Below are 16,822 nucleotides of genomic sequence, written 5' to 3'. Positions count from 1 at the left end.
CGATGACACGACGTCCGCTTGGTCTGACCTGTGGAGTCCTGTTGCTCGCACTCACCTTACCACTCCAAGGTTGCGCACCCTTGATCGTCGGCGGCGTGCTGGTCGGCGCCACCGCCACGATGCACGACCGCCGCAGCCCTCAAGTGATCCTCGAGGATCAACAGATCGAGTTCGAGGCGATGAGTGCGTTGGTGCGCAATACCGACGTGCGGGACCACACCCAACTGTCGGTGACGAGCTACAACCGCACGCTGCTCATCACCGGCACCGCGCAAAGCCTGGAACTCGCGGAACGCGCGACGGCACTGGTCAGCGTGATCCCAAAGGTGCAGCGCGTCGTCGACGAGATCCAGGTCCGGGCACCACTCGATATCAGACGCCAGGCCGAGGACGCCTTCATCAGTACGCGGGTCAACGCCGAACTCTTCAAGGTGCGTCTTCCGGACTTCGACCCGACCCGCGTCAAGGTGGTCACCAGCGACGCCGTGGTCTATTTAATGGGCTTGGTGACACCGGAAGAAGCGGAGGCCGCCGCCGAGACCGCCCGCTATGTCCCGGGTGTGCAGCGCGTGGTGAAACTCTTTGAATACATCACCCCCAGTGCCTGATCCGCCGGACTTGTCGCGCGGGTTTCTTAGCCGTCTCGCGCAACTCGTCGGACCCGAGAACCTGCGCACCGATCCGGCCGATTGTTGGGCCTACGGCTATGACAACAGCCGCCTCCATGCCCTCCCACAGGCGGTGGTCTTCGCGACCGACGCCGATCAAATCGCCGGCTTGGTCAGACTCTGTGCCGAGGCGGGCGTGGCCCTCGTCGCACGCGGACGGGGCACGGGGACCACCGGGGCCACGGTCCCGGATCGCGGCGGCATCGTGCTGTCGTTCGAACGCATGCAACGGATCATTCGGATCGCCCCGGAGGACCGCCTTGCGGTGGTGGAACCAGGCGTCATCAACGAACAGCTCCAGGACGCCATCGGCGCGCTTGGCTTCTTCTGGCCACCAGACCCGACCAGCGCGGCCAGTTGCACCATCGGCGGCAATCTTGCCTACAATTCCGCCGGACCGCGCGCGGTCAAGTACGGGACGCCACGCGAGAACACGCTCGGACTGGTTGCGGTCGACGGCCGCGGCGAGCGTCTGCGCACTGGGGTCTTGACGACCAAAGGCGTGGTTGGCTATGACCTCACGCGTCTTATCATCGGCTCGGAAGGAACACTTGCCCTCATCACCGAGGCCACGCTCAAACTGACGCCGCGCCCCGAGACGAAGCAGACCTTGCGCGCTGCCTATGCTGACATTCATGCGGCCGCGGCCGCCGTGTCGGCCATCATGGCACAGCCTATCGTGCCCTGCGCGCTCGAGCTGATGGACGCCGCCGCCATTGACATGGTGCAGCGCTACGCTGGTCTCGATCTCCCGCACGGCGTTGGCGCACTCTTGATGATCGAGGTCGATGGGCCGCTCGCCTGTATCGATCAGGCGAGTCGCGCGGTCAGCGCGGCGGCGCGCAATAACGGGCTGCTCGAACTGCGGCGCGCGGAGTCGCGCGAGGAGGTCGCGGCACTCTGGAAGACCCGCAAGGCCCTCTCACCCGCACTGCGTCACATTGCCCCGAAAAAGATCAACGAAGACGTGGTCGTGCCCGTCTCCCAGATGGGCGCCTTGATCGAGGGACTGGAGCAACTCTCGCGCGAGCGCGGTGTGCGGATCGTCAATTTCGGACACGCGGGCAACGGCAATATTCACGTCAACCTGCTGACGGATCCAGACGATGCGGAGGCGTTCGCGCAAGCGACCGCATGTCTGGACGCGGTATTCCAACTCGTGCTTGAACTCGGCGGGACCTTGTCCGGTGAGCACGGCGTCGGAATCGCCAAGCGCGATTTTGTTGCACGCGAACTCGACGCGGCCACGCTCACCTTGATGGCTGATCTGAAACGTCAGTTCGACCCCAAGGGCATTCTCAACCCGGGGAAAGGCTTCCCCCAGAACAGTCTTCCCTAACCCAGTTCACCCCAGCATCCGCCGCGGTAATCCGGTGGCGGCTGCCCGGCCCGCGCCTACTTGCCCGGGCGCACCAAGCCGCCCAGTCCGACCGCCTCCAGCGCGTCGAGAAGCAAGCGTCGCACCGCCAGCGCGTCCTCACACTGGAGCGCGACCTTGAGCACCTCACGCGCGCGGGTTCGACTGATGCTACGGATCACTTGTTTGACGCGCAGCAGGCTACCCGCCCCCATGCTCAGACTGTGAATCCCCATCCCAACGAGCAGGAAGGCGGCCAGCGGATCACCCGCCATCTCGCCACAGACACTGACCTCCCGGCCATGTACCCGCGCACCGGCAAGGATTTGCAGGAGGGCGCGCAAAACCGCCGGGTGGAACTCATCGTACAGCTTCGCGACATGCGCATTATTGCGATCGACCGCGAGCAGGTATTGGGTTAGATCGTTCGTACCAACCGAGAGGAAATCGACCCGGCGGGCCAAGGCCTCGCATTGATAGACCGCGGCCGGCACTTCGATCATGACCCCAATGGGCGGTAAATGAACCTGATACCCTTCCTCCAAGAGTTCCTCGTGCGCACGATGAATGAGCAACAGCGCCTCATCGACCTCCCCGACCGTACTGATCATCGGCAGGAGGATTTGGAGGTTATCCAGTCCGATAGAGGCCCGGAGCACCGCACGGATTTGTGTCAGGAAAATGTCGGGCTGATCGAGGGTGATGCGGATCCCGCGCCAGCCCAGGAAAGGGTTGGCCTCTTGCATCGGAAAGTAGGGCAGCGGCTTATCGCCTCCGATGTCGAGCGTCCGGATCGTCACGGGACGCGGCGCGAACAGCTCGAGCACACGTCGATAATTCGACATCTGAGCGGCCTCACCCGGGAAGGTGTCGCGTACGATGAACGGCAACTCCGTGCGATAGAGCCCCACTCCGACGGACTCCTCAAGGCCGAGCGGCCGCGCCTCGGAGACAAGACCGGTGTTGAGGTAGAGGGGCACCTGGTAACCATCGGTCGTCTCGGCAGGGAGATGACGCAAGGCCTGCAACTCACTCGTCAAGGCGGCGTCATCGGCGGCGAGTCGCTGATACTCGGACTTCACCGTCGGACCGGGTGCGACATAGACCCGACCACGGTAACCATCCACCACCAACTCGCGCCCCTCAACCCGACCCACGGGAAGATCAGCAACGGCCATCGCGGCGGGAACGCCCATGCCACGGGCCAGAATCCCAACGTGCGACGAGCCCGAGCCCGTGGTCGAGACGATCCCCGCGAGGAGTTCACGTGGCACATCGGCGATCTGCATGGCGCTGAGTTCCTCACCGACCAGAATGGTGTTGGGAACGTACTGGATCGGCGCCGCGGTCAGCTTCTGCAGATGGGTCAGGATGCAGCGACCCAAGTCACGAACATCGGAGGAGCGCTCGCGCAAGTAGGGATCGTCCATGTCATCGAACACCTTGGCATGCTCGGCGATGGTGTCGCGCAACGCCCCGGGCGCCCAATTGCCACTGCGAATCCGTGTCAAGGTGCCATCGATGAGGGTGTCACTCTCGAGCATCAGGCGCCACGCATCGAACAGCGCCAGATCCTCGGCGCTCAGATGAGACTGGGTGCGCACGGCGAAACGATCTAGATCCTCCGCAACCTGCTCGACCGCGCTCAGAAAATCGTGCACCTCACCCTCGGGATTCTCAGCGCGACGGTCCGGCACGGCATTGAGATCGGCCGGGGGATACACCACCACGGCAGTGCCGAGGGCGACCCCGGGAGAGGCCGGCAGACCGGGGAGAAAGCGCTGGGGGATGCCGTCGTCCTGGAGTCGCGCGAGTTCGCCATTGGTGCGGGCGAAGGTAATGGCCCCGGCCAGTTGCGAGGCGAGCGTGACCACGAAGGTGACTTCATCGTCACCAAAATGTCGCTTTTCGCGTTGGCGGAGGACCAGGACGCCGAGCACCTTGCGGTTCTGGATGATCGGGGCCCCGAGAAAGCCGTGGTACTGTTCCTCGCCCGTGTCGGTGATGCGCTGATAGCGCGGATGGTTCACTGCGTCATCGAGATTGATCGGCTCAGCGCGCTCGCTGACCAGACCGATCAGCCCACGGCCCATCTCCAAGCGGACCCGCCCCACCGCCGTGGCCCGTAGCCCATCGGTGGCATGCAACACATGACGACGATGTTCGAAGTCATTCAGATAGACCGAGCAGACATCGGCACCGACGGCCTGCTTGACCCGTTCGACGATGATACGGAGCGCCTGCTCCAGGTCGGGTGCGTTGTTGACCTGTTGCACGATCCGGCGCAGCGACTCCAACATCGACAGCCCGCGACTCATGCCCGAGGTTTGCGGCATCGCCGACGCGGCATCGCGCCCGGATGCCATGACAGCGTGATCGGCCTGCTTGAAACCTGAATCCGTCATCGGCCTCCCTGGCTCAGCAACCGTGCGATTGGGGACTGCGGCTCATCGCGCGCGGGGGGGCCTTCTGGGTACAAGGCTGGCGCCAACTCTTCGAGTGCCTGGAGATAGACCCGGCGCTTGAAGTAGACCACCTCGTGGAGCGGCTGCCAGTATCGCACCCAACGCCAAGCGTCAAATTCGGGCTTCTCGGTCTTGTCCAAACAGAAGGCATCCTCTCCACAATCGACGCGCAACATGAACCAGACCTGCTTCTGACCGATGCAGGTCGGGCCACAGTGGCGACGAATATAACGCTTAGGAAGGTGATAGCGCAGCCAGCCGCGTGTGCTGCCGAGAATCGTGACTTGAGCCGAAACGAGACCGACCTCTTCCTCGAGTTCTCGGTACATCGCCTGCTCGGGCGTCTCATCGGAGTGAATTCCACCTTGTGGAAATTGCCACGCATTTTGGCCGACACGCCGGCCCCAGAATAGGCGTCGGTCCCGATTGCTCAGGATGATACCGACGTTTGGTCTGAAACCGTCGTGATCGATCAAGGAACTCAGTCCGTCAGTCCAGGTTGTCTCATTCTTCCATATCCAGCGCCTGACCGGCAAGCCGAGGACACCAGGTCCACCACGCTAAACAACTGCCAATCAATGGCTTTCACCAGACTGCGAAAATCATTGCCGCATCGGGCGCCACTTGCTGACCACCACCCCACCGAAGAGTGGCGCGACCCTCTTGCAACCTGGGTACGGTTTCGCGACTATCATGGTCGTGCTGCGACTGTCCGCACGCCGCGCGTTCGTCAGCCAGCGTGCGCACAGCATCGGCAACGCCACCGGACACCAACCACGAGACGCATCGGATTGAAACCATGGCACTGGCGATCTTCGACCTCGACAATACCCTGCTCGCTGGTGACTCGGATTATCTGTGGGGCCAATTCCTGGCCGCTGAGGGATTGGTCGATGCCGAGGAGTACGCGAACGAAAACGTCCGGTTCTATCGCGATTACCATGCCGGAACGCTCGACATCGACGCCTTTCTGCGCTTTTCACTGCGGCCACTGCGCGACCATCCCCGTGCCACACTTGAGGCACTACGCGCCCGTTTCGTCGCGGAGTTGATCGAGCCCATCATGCTTCCGGCGGCTCGAACGCTGATCGAGGGGCACCGAGCGGCGGGCGACACGCTCTTGATCATTACCGCGACCAATGCCTTTGTGACCGCACCGATCGCCAACCGCTTCGGCATCGAACACCTCATCGCGACCCTGCCGGCGGAAGAGAACGGACGCTTCACGGGCGAGACCGCTGGCGTGCCCTCATTTCGCGACGGCAAAGTCACGCGGTTGCAAGACTGGCTTGCGGTCCATCGCCAGGACCTCGCAGGCAGCAGCTTCTACAGCGATTCTCACAACGACCTACCCCTGCTCGAGCGGGTCGAGCATCCTATCGCGGTCGATCCGGATCCCCGTCTGAGGGAGACGGCCGCGGCACGCCACTGGCCGATCATTTCGCTCAGAAACTGACTGACCGGCGCACGATGACCCGCTCACGGCCGCGACAGCCGATCAGGTCCAGCCACAGGCCAAGGCCTGCCGACGGGCAGGCCGCGGGGCTCTGGTGGAGTCCCGCGGGTCGGGTTGGGTTGAACCGAAGGGCTCTTGCCTGCGTCGAAGAGACATCGCCGGGGACTCCATGTGGCGTTCATCGCTCTGTCATCCTCGACACACGGGACTGCAACAGTGTGGGTTTAACATCCAGGACGGCGACGATTGCAATCAGGATGGGCGTTCGATTCAGCTCGATGGGACCATACTTCGGCGAGACGAGTCCCTGCGCTCGATTCTTGATCGCGCTGTCCCAGGATGCCACGACACCCTGGAGGTGGGCCACGAGCAGTCGGCCATCGACTCACGATCCATCATTCCATCGACGTGCATCGACACTTCGGAGCGGAGGCTTGACATGCGCTTGTTGCTAAAACGACTCAATGAGGTTGAAGTCTCCCTCTGCCGTGCCTGGGCGCGAAATGGTCAGCGACGATGGATCCAGCGGCCCTTTGCGGTTATCAGTCGACTCGGTGACGGCGTCTTTTGGTATAGCTTGATCATTTTCCTGCCCCTCAACCATGGATTGCTCGGGCTGAAGGCCAGTCTGCACATGGTCGCCACCGGCGGCATTGCGCTCGCGCTCTACAAATCACTCAAGTTCCTGACGCGACGCGAGCGCCCCTGTGACTATGCGACGGAGATTGTCGCACTCGTCCCGCCGCTTGACCGCTACAGCTTTCCCTCCGGGCATACCCTGCACGCCGTGAGCTTCTCGACCGTCGCCATCTACTACTTTCCCGGGCTCGCGTGGATCCTGGTTCCCTTCACCATGCTTGTAGCAAGCTCGCGGATCATTCTCGGGCTCCATTATCCGAGCGATGTCCTGGTCGCGACGCTGATCGGTCTAGCGCTCGCATTCTCTGGCATTCTCTGGCTAGCGTGATCGGCTGTCGCAATCACCACGCAGCGGTCGCGCTGAGGTTGGACCTCGGCCGGCCGGCGCGTCCGAACCACCAGCTCCCATCGGGCTGATCAGGCGAACCGGACACCAAAACCCTTGCGCGCGACAACGAAAAAGGCCAGACGCTCGGTCTGGCCTTTTTCGGGAATCGGGTGCGCCCTAGACGCACCACTCATCGCATCGCGATCTTATTTGGCTTCGGGTGCGGCCGGTGCGACGGGCATCATCGGGGCCATTGGGGCCGCATAAGGGTAGGCATAAGGGTAGGCATAGGGATAGCCATGGCCATAGTACGGGGCACCATAGCCGTACTGCGGGTAGCCATACCCCTGGCCGCGGCCATAACCACGACCATAACCACGGCCCGAACCACCACCGCTCATGCCGAAGTTAAAGTCACCATAGCCATCACCAAACATGTCGCTGAACATGTCGCCGAGTCCGGAGCCGTAACCCGGTCCATAACCACCATAACCTGGCCCCCACCATGCCGAAGCAGAGGCGGAGGCACCGAGAAGCGCGGCGATGGCAGCGGCCGTGGCGAGTTTGTTCATATTGTTTTCTCCAATTGAGGATGGTGACTTAGCAGCAAGCGTGGAGGTTCTGCGCCGTCCACGAAGCACAATATATTAGAATTTAATTAAATATTAAAAGTATTAATATCGATCAATTCACGCAAATCGATTGACAACACCGATCACCCAGTCGATCAAGCGGCCTTCAGCGTCGCCAGACGCTGTGCAACTGCCATGAGATCAGCCCAAGCCTTTGCTTTCTGTTCCGGTGAGCGCAAGAGATAGGCGGGGTGATAGGTCACGCGCAGCGGGATCTGGTCACCCCCGAGATCGAACCACCGCCCTCGCAGACGGCCGACCGGGGCATCGGTTCCGATCAAATGCTGCGCAGCCACCCGTCCAACGCAGAGGATCACGCGAGGTCGGATCAAGGCGATCTGCCGTTGCAGATAGCCCTCGCACTGCTGAATTTCCTCGGGCTTCGGATCCCGATTGCCGGGCGGGCGACATTTGAGCACATTTGCGATATAGACCTGATCACGGTTCAGGCCAATTCCCGCAAGCATCCGGTTCAAGAGTTGCCCAGCGCGACCGACGAACGGCTCGCCCGCGCGGTCTTCATCCGCGCCCGGGGCTTCACCAATGAGCAGGAGTCGAGCGGCCCGGTCACCGACGCCGAAGACGGTTTGCTGACGCGTCTCGCAGAGCACGCAGGCGCGACAGGTGGCCACTGCGTCGGCCAGGTCCGGCCATGCGAGGCTGTGCACATCCGTGGCGTCGCGCGAGGAGGAGGGCATGGCCTCGCGCGCAGCCTCCACTGGCCGTGCCTGCTCCGGCGCTGGATCCGCGCCAAGGCTCGAATCCTGCACGGAAATCGGGGGCGACGAGAGCCTTGCTGGCGCAGTTCGAGCGGGGACGAACGGCGCGCGCGGCACCCAGACCCGGATGCCCATCGCACTGAGATAACCATATCGTCGCGACTCATCCATCCCGCTCGTCTCGCTTCACACATGACCCTGTTGTGGGTGCGCCCGTTCGACTGGCTGCAAGATTTTATTACACGCATTGAGATAGGCCTTCGCCGATGCGATGACGATGTCGGTATCGGCACCTTGGCCATTAACGATGCGCCCCCCGCGCTCGAGCCGGACGGTGACCTCACCCTGCGCGTCGGTCCCACTGGTGATGGCATTCACCGAGTAGAGCTTCAACTCGGTGCCACTGGTGACGATCGACTCGATCGCCTTGAAGGTGGCGTCCACCGGACCGCCGCCGCGGGCACTTCCGCCACGCTCCTCACCATCGAATGCCAGCACCAGTTCGGCGCATGGGGTCTCACCAGTCTCCGAGCAGACCCGTAAGGAGATCAATTTCACGCGCTCGTTTGCCGCATCCAATGTGGTATCGGTCACCAAGGCCTGCAGATCTTCGTCGAAGATTTCGTGTTTCTTGTCCGCCAGATCCTTAAAGCGCGAAAAGGCCGCATTCAGATCTTCTTCCGAGGCCATCACGATGCCAAGTTCCTGCAGTCGCGTGCGGAAGGCATTGCGACCAGAGTGCTTGCCCAAAACCATGCGGTTAGCATTCCAGCCCACGTCCTCGGCGCGCATGATCTCGTAGGTTTCACGGTTCTTGAGGACACCGTCCTGATGGATTCCGGACTCGTGCGCAAAGGCATTCGCGCCCACGACCGCCTTGTTCGGCTGCACGGCGAAGCCCGTGATACCCGAGACCAAACGCGAACAATTCATGATCTGAGTCGTATCGAGCCGAGTCTCACAATCGAACAGGTCTTGCCGGGTGCGCACCGTCATGACGATCTCTTCCAACGCGGCGTTGCCGGCGCGCTCGCCAAGACCATTGATGGTGCACTCGACTTGTCGCGCACCGTTGCGCACCGCCGCCAGCGAGTTGGCGACCGCCAAGCCGAGATCGTTGTGGCAATGGACGGAGAAGATCGCCTGGTCGGCGTTCGGGATCCGTTCCCGTAACGTCTGGATCAGTGAGCCGAACTGGTCCGGAATGTTGTAGCCAACCGTGTCTGGGATGTTGACGGTGCGGGCTCCGGCGTCGATGACCGCCTCGAGCACGCGACAGAGAAAATCAATTTCGGATCGTCCAGCATCCTCGGGCGAGAACTCGACATCGTCGGTGTAGCGGCGTGCCCGTTGCACCGCACGGACGGCTTGCGCAAGCACCTCATCGGGCGACATGCGCAGTTTTTTCTGCATATGGATCGGTGAGGTCGCGATGAAGGTGTGGATGCGCCCAGCCGCGGCCCCTGCCAGGGCTTCGCCGGCGCGGTCGATGTCCGGGTCGAGCGCGCGTGCCAGGCCACAGACGCGGCTGTCGCGGATCGCCTCGGCAACCGCCTTGACGGCTTCGAAGTCACCTGGGCTGGCGATCGGGAACCCCGCTTCGATGACGTCGACGCGCATCCGCTCCAGGGCCTTGGCAATGCGCACCTTCTCATCGCGGGTCATGGACGCGCCCGGACTCTGTTCGCCGTCGCGCAAGGTCGTATCGAAAATGATCAAATGGTCTTTAGCAATCATGGGTAGTCTCTCTGTCACGCCCACATCCGAGAATGATGTGAGTGGCACGAATTCGCCGAGTAGCATGCAGCTTGCCCGACGCGCACGAAGACGGCAACAACCAGCAGCGCGACACCCGAGTCGCAGCTCATCACCCGCTGGACGAACCAACGATGACAGCGGCATCAGCTCCTGCTTGTGGCCAGCGGGTCGCTGTGTATAAGCTGCCGAAATCAGACGTTCCTCCTTGGCGTCGGACAGACAGACCGCGGCTTCGCTGACGATTGCCGGGCAGCCGTCACGGTGGCGCGCCCCATGGCGCATGCGCACCGAGCGGCATCGAGTGAATCCCGGCATAATCAACGACCCGCACGACTGCATCTCGACCCATCGACCGTGGGAGGCGGCGCGCCATGATGCCCGATCTACATGACTTGGAGATCCTGCTGCGCTCGGATACGCCGATCGTCCTGATCGAGTCGATCGAGGAGCCACGGGTCATCGAACTCTTTGCCAAACTCGCCGTGCGCATCGCCGAACCGGCGTTTCGCTGGTCGATCACCGAGGGACTGCGACGCCTCGAATTTGATACCGGGTCACACAGCCGCTTCGCCGATCCGACCGAATTACTCCGTCATGTCCGCTCCTCGCAGCAACGTGGTCTCTACATGCTGCTCGACTTCCACCCCTATCTCGACAGCCCGCTGCACGTTCGGCTCATCAAGGAAATCGCTCAGGACTACGAGCACTTGCCAAAGACCCTTATCTTCGTCAGCCACGCGCTCGAGATCCCGCCGGAGATCCGCCACCTCAGTTTGCGATTCGAGCTGCGCCTGCCCGATCGACAACGCATGCTCTGGTTGATTCGTGACGAGGCGCAACGCTGGCAGGACGGCGCGGTCGGCCGCAGCTTCCGCACCCGTCGTGACGCCATTGATCAGCTCGCACGCAACCTGCTTGGCGTCACCGAATCCGACGCGCGACGCCTGATCCGCAACGCGATCCGTCATGATGGCGCCATCACCCATGAGGACGTCGAGACCGTCAAGCGCGCCAAATACGAACTCCTGAGCCCTGAAGGGATCATCAGCTTCGAATACGATACCCGTTCCTTCGCCGAGATCGCTGGGCTCAGCGCGCTCAAGGCCTGGATCGAGCGGCGGCGCTCGGCCTTTCTGCGCGCTGGGACGGGGCGAGATCATCCCCGCGGCATCCTCATCACCGGCGTTCAGGGCGGCGGCAAGAGCCTTGCCGCCAAGGCCATTGCGGGTGGTTTTGGCGTTCCACTCCTACGGCTCGACTTCGGTGCCCTCTATGACAAATACATCGGCGAGACCGAGAAGAATGTCCGCAAGGCGCTCGCCACGGCCGATCTCATGGCGCCGTGCGTCCTCTGGATCGACGAGATCGAGAAAGGCGTCGCTACCGGCTCGGAAGACGAGGGCGTTGGACGGCGCGTGCTCGCAACCCTGCTCACCTGGATGGCCGAACGGACGACGCGCGTCTTCCTCGCGGCAACCGCCAACGACATCTCACGGCTCCCACCCGAGTTGATTCGCAAGGGTCGGATCGATGAGATCTTCTTCGTCGACTTGCCGGGTGGCCCAGTGCGGCGTGAAATCTTCGCGATTCACCTGCGTCACCGCGGTCTCGATCCCGCGGCATTCGACCTTGCCGCCCTCGCCGATGCCAGCGCGGGATTTACGGGTGCCGGGATCGAGCAGGCCGTGGTCTCCGCGCTCTATGCGGACAGCAGCGTACGCGGTCGCGTCACGACCGAGGCGCTGATGCGGGAGGTGACCAGCACCAAGCCGCTTTCGGTGGTGATGTCGTCACAACTCGACGCCCTGCGCGCCTGGTCACGCGGCCGCACGGTCCAGGCTCACGGCCCAGAGGATCAGGATGGCCACGAGCCGCACGACCAGCCCCCCGTGGGAGCCTAGCCGATGGACCGGGGGATCACACGGCTCCAGTCTCCGCGCGCCGGGGCGGTCTCCTTGTCGAGGCCCGCGTCCAGACTCCAGCATGAGCAGACTGAAGCCCGCGTCGTCGCCGTTGGTGGAGCCTGGGCCGCGGCTCGGTGCGATGTCGTAATCTCGCTGGCATGACCCTACATTCGACCTTGCACTGAGTTCAACAGTCCCTGTTGGCCACTTCTCCGAGGCGCTGCAATGGAATACAAGGACTATTATAAAACACTGGGGGTTGCCCGTGATGCCACCCAGGCCGAGATCAAACGCGCGTATCGTAAGCTGGCGCGTCAGTACCATCCAGATGTCAGCCAGGAGACCGACGCGGAGGTCAAGTTCAAGGAGATCAATGAGGCCAACGCGGTGCTGCACGACCCCGAAAAGCGCGCGGCCTACGATGCATTGGGGTCTAACTGGCATGCGGGGCAGAACTTCCGCCCAGCCCCCGGCGAAACCCATCAGAACGTTCACTTCAGCGCGGAGGAAATGGCTGAGTTCAGTGAGTTCTTCTCAAGCCTGTTCGGACGCGAGTTCCGTGCTGATGAACAGGGGCGCCAACGTCGGCGTGGACAGGACCAAACCGTGCGACTACCGATCGATCTTGAAGAGGCCTATCGCGGCGGGACCCGCCAAATTCGGCTCGACGTCCCAGAACTCGGAGCCGATGGGCGTCCCCGGATGCGCACCAAGACGTTGAATGTTCGGATCCCAGCGGGCGTCACGCACGGGCGACAGATTCGACTCAGCGGCCAAGGCACACCCGGCGTCAATGGCGGGCCGGAAGGCGATCTTTACCTCGAGATCGAGATCAATCCGCATCGGTTGTACAGTGTCGAGGGCAAGGACATCCAGTTGAAACTTCCCATCGCACCCTGGGAGGCGGCACTCGGGGCTTCCGTCTCGGTTCCAACACTTGGCGGAACCGTGAACCTCAAGGTCCCAGCGGGATCTCACTCGGGACAGCGACTGCGCTTGAAAGGACGGGGTCTGCCGGGTGAACCGCCTGGCGATGCCATCGTCGTGCTCGAGATCGTCACGCCGCTGGCGACGACCGACGACGCGAAAGCGGCCTATCGTGAGATGGCGGAGCGTCTACACTTTAACCCAAGGGCCGAGATGGGAGTCTGACCCATGACGCAATCCGAGACACGTCTTGAAGGGATCCTGCTCGACGAAGGTCTAACCGTGACCTTCTCTGAGTTGACGCAGCTCTGTGGCTCCAATACCCGAATGGTGAGTCTCATGGTCACCGAGGGTTTGCTGCGCCCGCAAGGAGCGCTACCCGAGGAATGGCGATTCGATGGGCTCGAAGTCCGCCGCGCCCGCCGTGCCGTGCGACTGCGTCGCGACCTCAAACTCAACATCGCGGGAACCGCGCTCGCGATCGATCTGCTCGATGAGATCGAGCATCTGCGCGAACGTCTGCGCGTCCTCGAACACCAACTCGGGCAGCGGCAGGCACGGCCGATCCGCTGACTACCGAGGCGCATCGCCCGATCTGCAACGGGGATCCGCGCGAGCGTTCAAGCCAGTGCCGATATCGGTTCAAGCAGGCGGGAGCGCGGCAGCTGCCGCGGCGTCGACCACCCGCAACGACAGGTCAACGGCCCGTACATCCTTGGTGAGCGAACCGACCGAGATGCGATCGACTCCGGTCTCGGCAATCGCACGAATCGTCTCGAGCGTCACGCCCCCGGAGGCCTCGAGTTGAGCCCGACCGGCCGTGAGCGCAACCGCACGACGGAGATCATCGAGTGTGAAATTGTCGAGCAGAATCAAGCGCGCCCCAGCCTCCAGTGCCGTCTCCAACTCATCAAGACGCTCCACTTCGATCTGAATCGGAACATCGCGACCCAGTGCCGCCGCCGCGGCTAAGGCGGCGCCGATCGACCCGGCAGCGAGGATGTGATTTTCCTTGATGAGAATGGCGTCGAACAAACCGATCCGATGATTGTGGCAGCCGCCGCACCGGACGGCATACTTCTGTTGCAGACGCAGCCCTGGAAGGGTCTTGCGCGTATCCAGCACCATCACCGGCAACCCCGCTACCGCCGCGGCAAACTCCGCGGCCCGCGTTGCCGTCCCTGAGAGCGTTTGGAGATAGTTCATGGCCGTGCGCTCCGCGCTCAAGATCCCCGCAACCGGGCCTTCGAGCACGGCGAGGCGTTGACCCGCAACGATGCGGCCGCCATCACCAAGGTCCCAGCGCACCCGGATGCGCGGGTCGAGCAGGTGGAACGCCCGCTCGGCCCAGGCCACGCCACAGAGCACGGCCGACTCTCGCGAGATCAACTCCGCTCGCACCAGGCGCTCATCAGCCAACAAGGCTGCGGTCAGGTCGCCAGTCCCGACGTCTTCCGCGAGCGCGGCGCGAACCTGCGCATCAATCATCGTTGGATCTGGCATCATTGGATCTGGGGGCACAAGCTCCGACGGCAAACGTTGCGCTAGACTCACCATAGACTCACTCCGACACAAAGCGGCCAGATCCCTGCTCACATGGCGGGCCACGCCCGAGAACGGATCTGGCCAGACAGGTCAGCGACATGAGGCTTCAGACACCAGCCGCTCATCCGTGCCAACCCGGTCTTGATGAGGAGGGGTGGCTTCGCGATGCGCGCAGAAGGCCATCACCACATCACGACCCACGGCCACCAGGGACCCAGGTCAACCTCCTGGTCATTCATAATATCAGCCTGCCGCCGGGCCACTTCGGCGGACCTTGGATCGACGACCTCTTTCTTGGACAGCTCGATGCCAGCGCCCACCCGTATTTCGAGACCATCAGCAGCCTGCGTGTCTCCACGCACCTCCTCATTCGCCGTCATGGCGAGTTGTTGCAATACGTCCCTTGTGAGCAACGGGCCTGGCATGCCGGCGTCTCGCGATTTGCCGGCCGCGACGGCTGTAATGACTTCTCGATCGGCATCGAGTTGGAAGGGACCGACACCACCCCCTTCACGGACGCTCAGTATGAGTGCCTCGTGCGTTGCACGCATCAGCTGTTCAAATCCTACCCCGGCATCACTCCAGAGCGCATCGCTGGTCATAGCGAGATCGCACCAGGACGCAAGACTGACCCCGGACCCGCCTTCGACTGGGCACGTTATCGCCTCGCACTCCACTTGCCAGCATCTTGAGTGCGCCGAACGCCTAGCGCCCGGTGTCGCCGTCATCGCCGCACTCGGCCTGCTCTGCCCCGGACGCGGCAGTGGCAATGGAGGTGGTCGTGAGCCGGCGCGCTGAGAGCCGGCCGCGTTCGCACACGCCCGGCCCCACACCCGCGAGCGCCCGGCAACGAACGGATGCCGTACAAACAAAAAGACCGAACGTCATCAGACGTTCGGTCAACATTGAGCCGACTCAGGGCGGTTCGCCCGGTTGGCTTCGTTATTGAAACAGGTTGCTCATGCCAGTCGCATCGACCTGGGCGCTCAAGGCTGAACCAAGTCCTGGTCTCTGCAATCAGAGACGACATTGGCAACGCAGTGTTACTTCTCCTCGTCTATTCAGGTCGACAGCCGCCCGCTCACCAAAGTCGGATTAGGACTGCCCTCACAAGATCACCATCATGGGCGCCGACCGCGGGGCCACTCAAGATGTGTTGAGGTTAGTACCCAGCATCCTTCGGGTCAAAACAGAATTTTGACCTGCGTTCATAAACTACCCTTATCATGTGCGTAACAGAGGAGCATCCCCAGTGTCCAGCAGAACCTCGACAAGTCCCCGTCCCTGGCTGATCGCAGGTGGCCTATGTGGGCTGCTCGCGGTCGCGCTCGGCGCCTTTGGCGCACATGGTCTGCGTCATCTTATTACCCCCGAGCGACTCGTCGCCTGGGGCACCGCAACGGATTATCTCGCACTCCATGGCGTGGTGATCCTCATCTGTGGCGTCCTGCTCAGCATCCGCCCGCAAGCGCACCTGGTCGAATGGGCGGCCCGGGTCTTCCTGCTGGGAACCCTTCTCTTCAGCGGCAGCCTGTTCGCGCTGGTCTTGACGGATCTGGGTGCATTGGGGGCCATCACACCGTTCGGCGGATTGCTCTTGATCGCTGGTTGGGCGCTCCTCACGCTTGCCGGCTGGCGTTGGCACACCGCCGTGCCCGAACAGCACTCCTGAGCGCGTGAGGATGCGACAGCCACGCATCTACGTCGAGGATTCACTTGCTCCAGGCGGCGTTCTGCAACTCGCCCCTGAACCTGCCAGGCACCTCACCCAGGTTCTCCGACTGCAACAGGACGCACCGCTCGTTCTCTTCAATGGCGACGGTCACGACTACCGGGCACAGATCATTCACATCGAGCGCTCCGCGGTGCGCGTGCGCATCCTCGCCGCGGGCGAACCTGAGCCGCGGCACCCTCTCGCGATCACACTCTCCCTCGGGGTCTCGAAGGGCGAGCGGATGGATGTGGCGCTGCAAAAGGCCGTCGAGCTTGGAGTGGCACGGATCAGCCCGCTGTTCACCGAACGCAGCCAAGTCCGCCTCAGTGGGGCGCGGCTTGAGCGCCGACAGAACCATTGGCGTGGCGTCCTGATCGCCGCCTGCGAACAATCCGGTCGCCGACGCGTGCCCAGGCTCGATCCTGCGGCACCCTTTCGAGACTGGCTCGATGGTCAAGGCGAGGGCGGATGGCTCCTCGATCCGACCGCTCGCCAACCCTTGGCCTCCGCGGCGCCCCCGGACGCTCGCATCACCCTCCTGGTTGGACCCGAAGGCGGCCTCGGCCCGCGTGAGCGCGAGCAGGCGCGCGCGGCTGGTTTTACTGGAGTCCACCTTGGGCCACGGATCCTGCGCACCGAGACCGCACCGCTGGCCGCTATCGCGATCATTCAAGCACTCTGGGGTGACCTGCGGGGCAACTGAGGGGTGT

16 protein-coding genes are annotated in these 16,822 nt (G+C 62.9%); 10 read left to right on the top strand and 6 right to left on the bottom strand.

The features are described from left to right. Positions 1 to 2 precede the first annotated feature (2 nt). The gene (locus tag CKO25_RS01540) at positions 3 to 608 is read left to right on the top strand and encodes a BON domain-containing protein (protein ID WP_242467270.1); all 606 of its coding nucleotides are present in this window, start codon (positions 3 to 5) and stop codon (positions 606 to 608) included. Next, positions 583 to 2,007, top strand: coding sequence for an FAD-binding oxidoreductase (locus CKO25_RS01535; RefSeq protein WP_200386123.1), 1,425 nt, complete (start codon positions 583 to 585; stop codon positions 2,005 to 2,007). Before CKO25_RS01540 ends, CKO25_RS01535 begins: the two co-directional genes overlap by 26 nt. A 56-nt stretch (positions 2,008 to 2,063) precedes the next feature. Here the strand turns inward: CKO25_RS01535 and ptsP are convergent, their stop codons facing one another. Both ptsP and CKO25_RS01525 read right to left on the bottom strand, forming a co-directional pair. Beyond that, a complete protein-coding gene (gene ptsP, locus CKO25_RS01530; protein ID WP_200386333.1) occupies positions 2,064 to 4,325 on the bottom strand; it encodes a phosphoenolpyruvate--protein phosphotransferase in 2,262 nt (753 codons plus the stop codon). Positions 4,326 to 4,426: 101 nt separating this feature from the next. Beyond that, on the bottom strand, positions 4,427 to 4,966 hold the full coding sequence (locus CKO25_RS01525) for an RNA pyrophosphohydrolase (RefSeq protein WP_200386122.1): 540 nt from the start codon (positions 4,964 to 4,966) through the stop codon (positions 4,427 to 4,429). Positions 4,967 to 5,289: 323 nt separating this feature from the next. Between CKO25_RS01525 and CKO25_RS01520 the strand changes: the two genes are divergently transcribed. Continuing rightward, on the top strand, positions 5,290 to 5,946 hold the full coding sequence (locus CKO25_RS01520; RefSeq protein ID WP_200386121.1) for a histidinol-phosphatase: 657 nt from the start codon (positions 5,290 to 5,292) through the stop codon (positions 5,944 to 5,946). 439 nt (positions 5,947 to 6,385) lie between these two features. After that, a complete protein-coding gene (locus CKO25_RS01515) occupies positions 6,386 to 6,913 on the top strand; it encodes a phosphatase PAP2 family protein (protein WP_200386120.1) in 528 nt (175 codons plus the stop codon). A gap of 206 nt (positions 6,914 to 7,119) precedes the next feature. On the opposite strand, the gene CKO25_RS01510 is transcribed toward CKO25_RS01515, so the two are convergent. The 3 genes from CKO25_RS01510 to CKO25_RS01500 all read right to left on the bottom strand — a co-directional run bounded on the left by CKO25_RS01510 (position 7,120) and on the right by CKO25_RS01500 (position 10,001). Further along, entirely contained in the window at positions 7,120 to 7,485 is a 366-nt protein-coding gene (locus CKO25_RS01510) for a sulfur globule family protein (protein WP_200386119.1), read from the bottom strand. A gap of 155 nt (positions 7,486 to 7,640) precedes the next feature. After that, a complete protein-coding gene (locus tag CKO25_RS01505) occupies positions 7,641 to 8,435 on the bottom strand; it encodes a uracil-DNA glycosylase (RefSeq protein WP_200386118.1) in 795 nt (264 codons plus the stop codon). Between the two features lie 15 nt (positions 8,436 to 8,450). Continuing rightward, complete coding sequence (locus CKO25_RS01500; RefSeq protein WP_200386117.1) at positions 8,451 to 10,001, bottom strand: 2-isopropylmalate synthase; 1,551 nt, start codon at positions 9,999 to 10,001, stop codon at positions 8,451 to 8,453. Positions 10,002 to 10,393: 392 nt separating this feature from the next. On the opposite strand from CKO25_RS01500, the gene CKO25_RS01495 reads away from it, so the two are divergent. The 3 genes from CKO25_RS01495 to CKO25_RS01485 all read left to right on the top strand — a co-directional run bounded on the left by CKO25_RS01495 (position 10,394) and on the right by CKO25_RS01485 (position 13,426). Further along, complete coding sequence (locus CKO25_RS01495; protein ID WP_242467268.1) at positions 10,394 to 11,923, top strand: AAA family ATPase; 1,530 nt, start codon at positions 10,394 to 10,396, stop codon at positions 11,921 to 11,923. A gap of 228 nt (positions 11,924 to 12,151) precedes the next feature. Then, on the top strand, positions 12,152 to 13,078 hold the full coding sequence (locus CKO25_RS01490; RefSeq protein WP_200386116.1) for a DnaJ C-terminal domain-containing protein: 927 nt from the start codon (positions 12,152 to 12,154) through the stop codon (positions 13,076 to 13,078). 3 nt (positions 13,079 to 13,081) lie between these two features. Continuing rightward, complete coding sequence (locus CKO25_RS01485; protein WP_200386115.1) at positions 13,082 to 13,426, top strand: chaperone modulator CbpM; 345 nt, start codon at positions 13,082 to 13,084, stop codon at positions 13,424 to 13,426. 69 nt (positions 13,427 to 13,495) lie between these two features. On the opposite strand, the gene nadC is transcribed toward CKO25_RS01485, so the two are convergent. Then, entirely contained in the window at positions 13,496 to 14,410 is a 915-nt protein-coding gene (nadC, locus tag CKO25_RS01480) for a carboxylating nicotinate-nucleotide diphosphorylase (RefSeq protein ID WP_371829687.1), read from the bottom strand. An 86-nt stretch (positions 14,411 to 14,496) separates the two neighbouring features. Between nadC and ampD the strand changes: the two genes are divergently transcribed. The 3 genes from ampD (at position 14,497) to CKO25_RS01465 (ending at position 16,815) form a co-directional block, all read left to right on the top strand. Beyond that, complete coding sequence (gene ampD, locus CKO25_RS01475) at positions 14,497 to 15,090, top strand: 1,6-anhydro-N-acetylmuramyl-L-alanine amidase AmpD (protein WP_200386114.1); 594 nt, start codon at positions 14,497 to 14,499, stop codon at positions 15,088 to 15,090. 560 nt (positions 15,091 to 15,650) lie between these two features. Further along, complete coding sequence (locus CKO25_RS01470; RefSeq protein ID WP_338115041.1) at positions 15,651 to 16,070, top strand: DUF423 domain-containing protein; 420 nt, start codon at positions 15,651 to 15,653, stop codon at positions 16,068 to 16,070. A gap of 10 nt (positions 16,071 to 16,080) precedes the next feature. Then, positions 16,081 to 16,815, top strand: coding sequence for a 16S rRNA (uracil(1498)-N(3))-methyltransferase (locus tag CKO25_RS01465; RefSeq protein ID WP_200386113.1), 735 nt, complete (start codon positions 16,081 to 16,083; stop codon positions 16,813 to 16,815). Positions 16,816 to 16,822: the final 7 nt, after the last annotated feature.

This window comes from Thiocapsa imhoffii (genome assembly GCF_016583985.1).
GTDB lineage: Bacteria > Pseudomonadota > Gammaproteobacteria > Chromatiales > Chromatiaceae > Thiocapsa > Thiocapsa imhoffii.
Note: the sequence above shows the minus strand (reverse complement) of the source record. Positions and strands in the feature narration are given on the sequence as shown.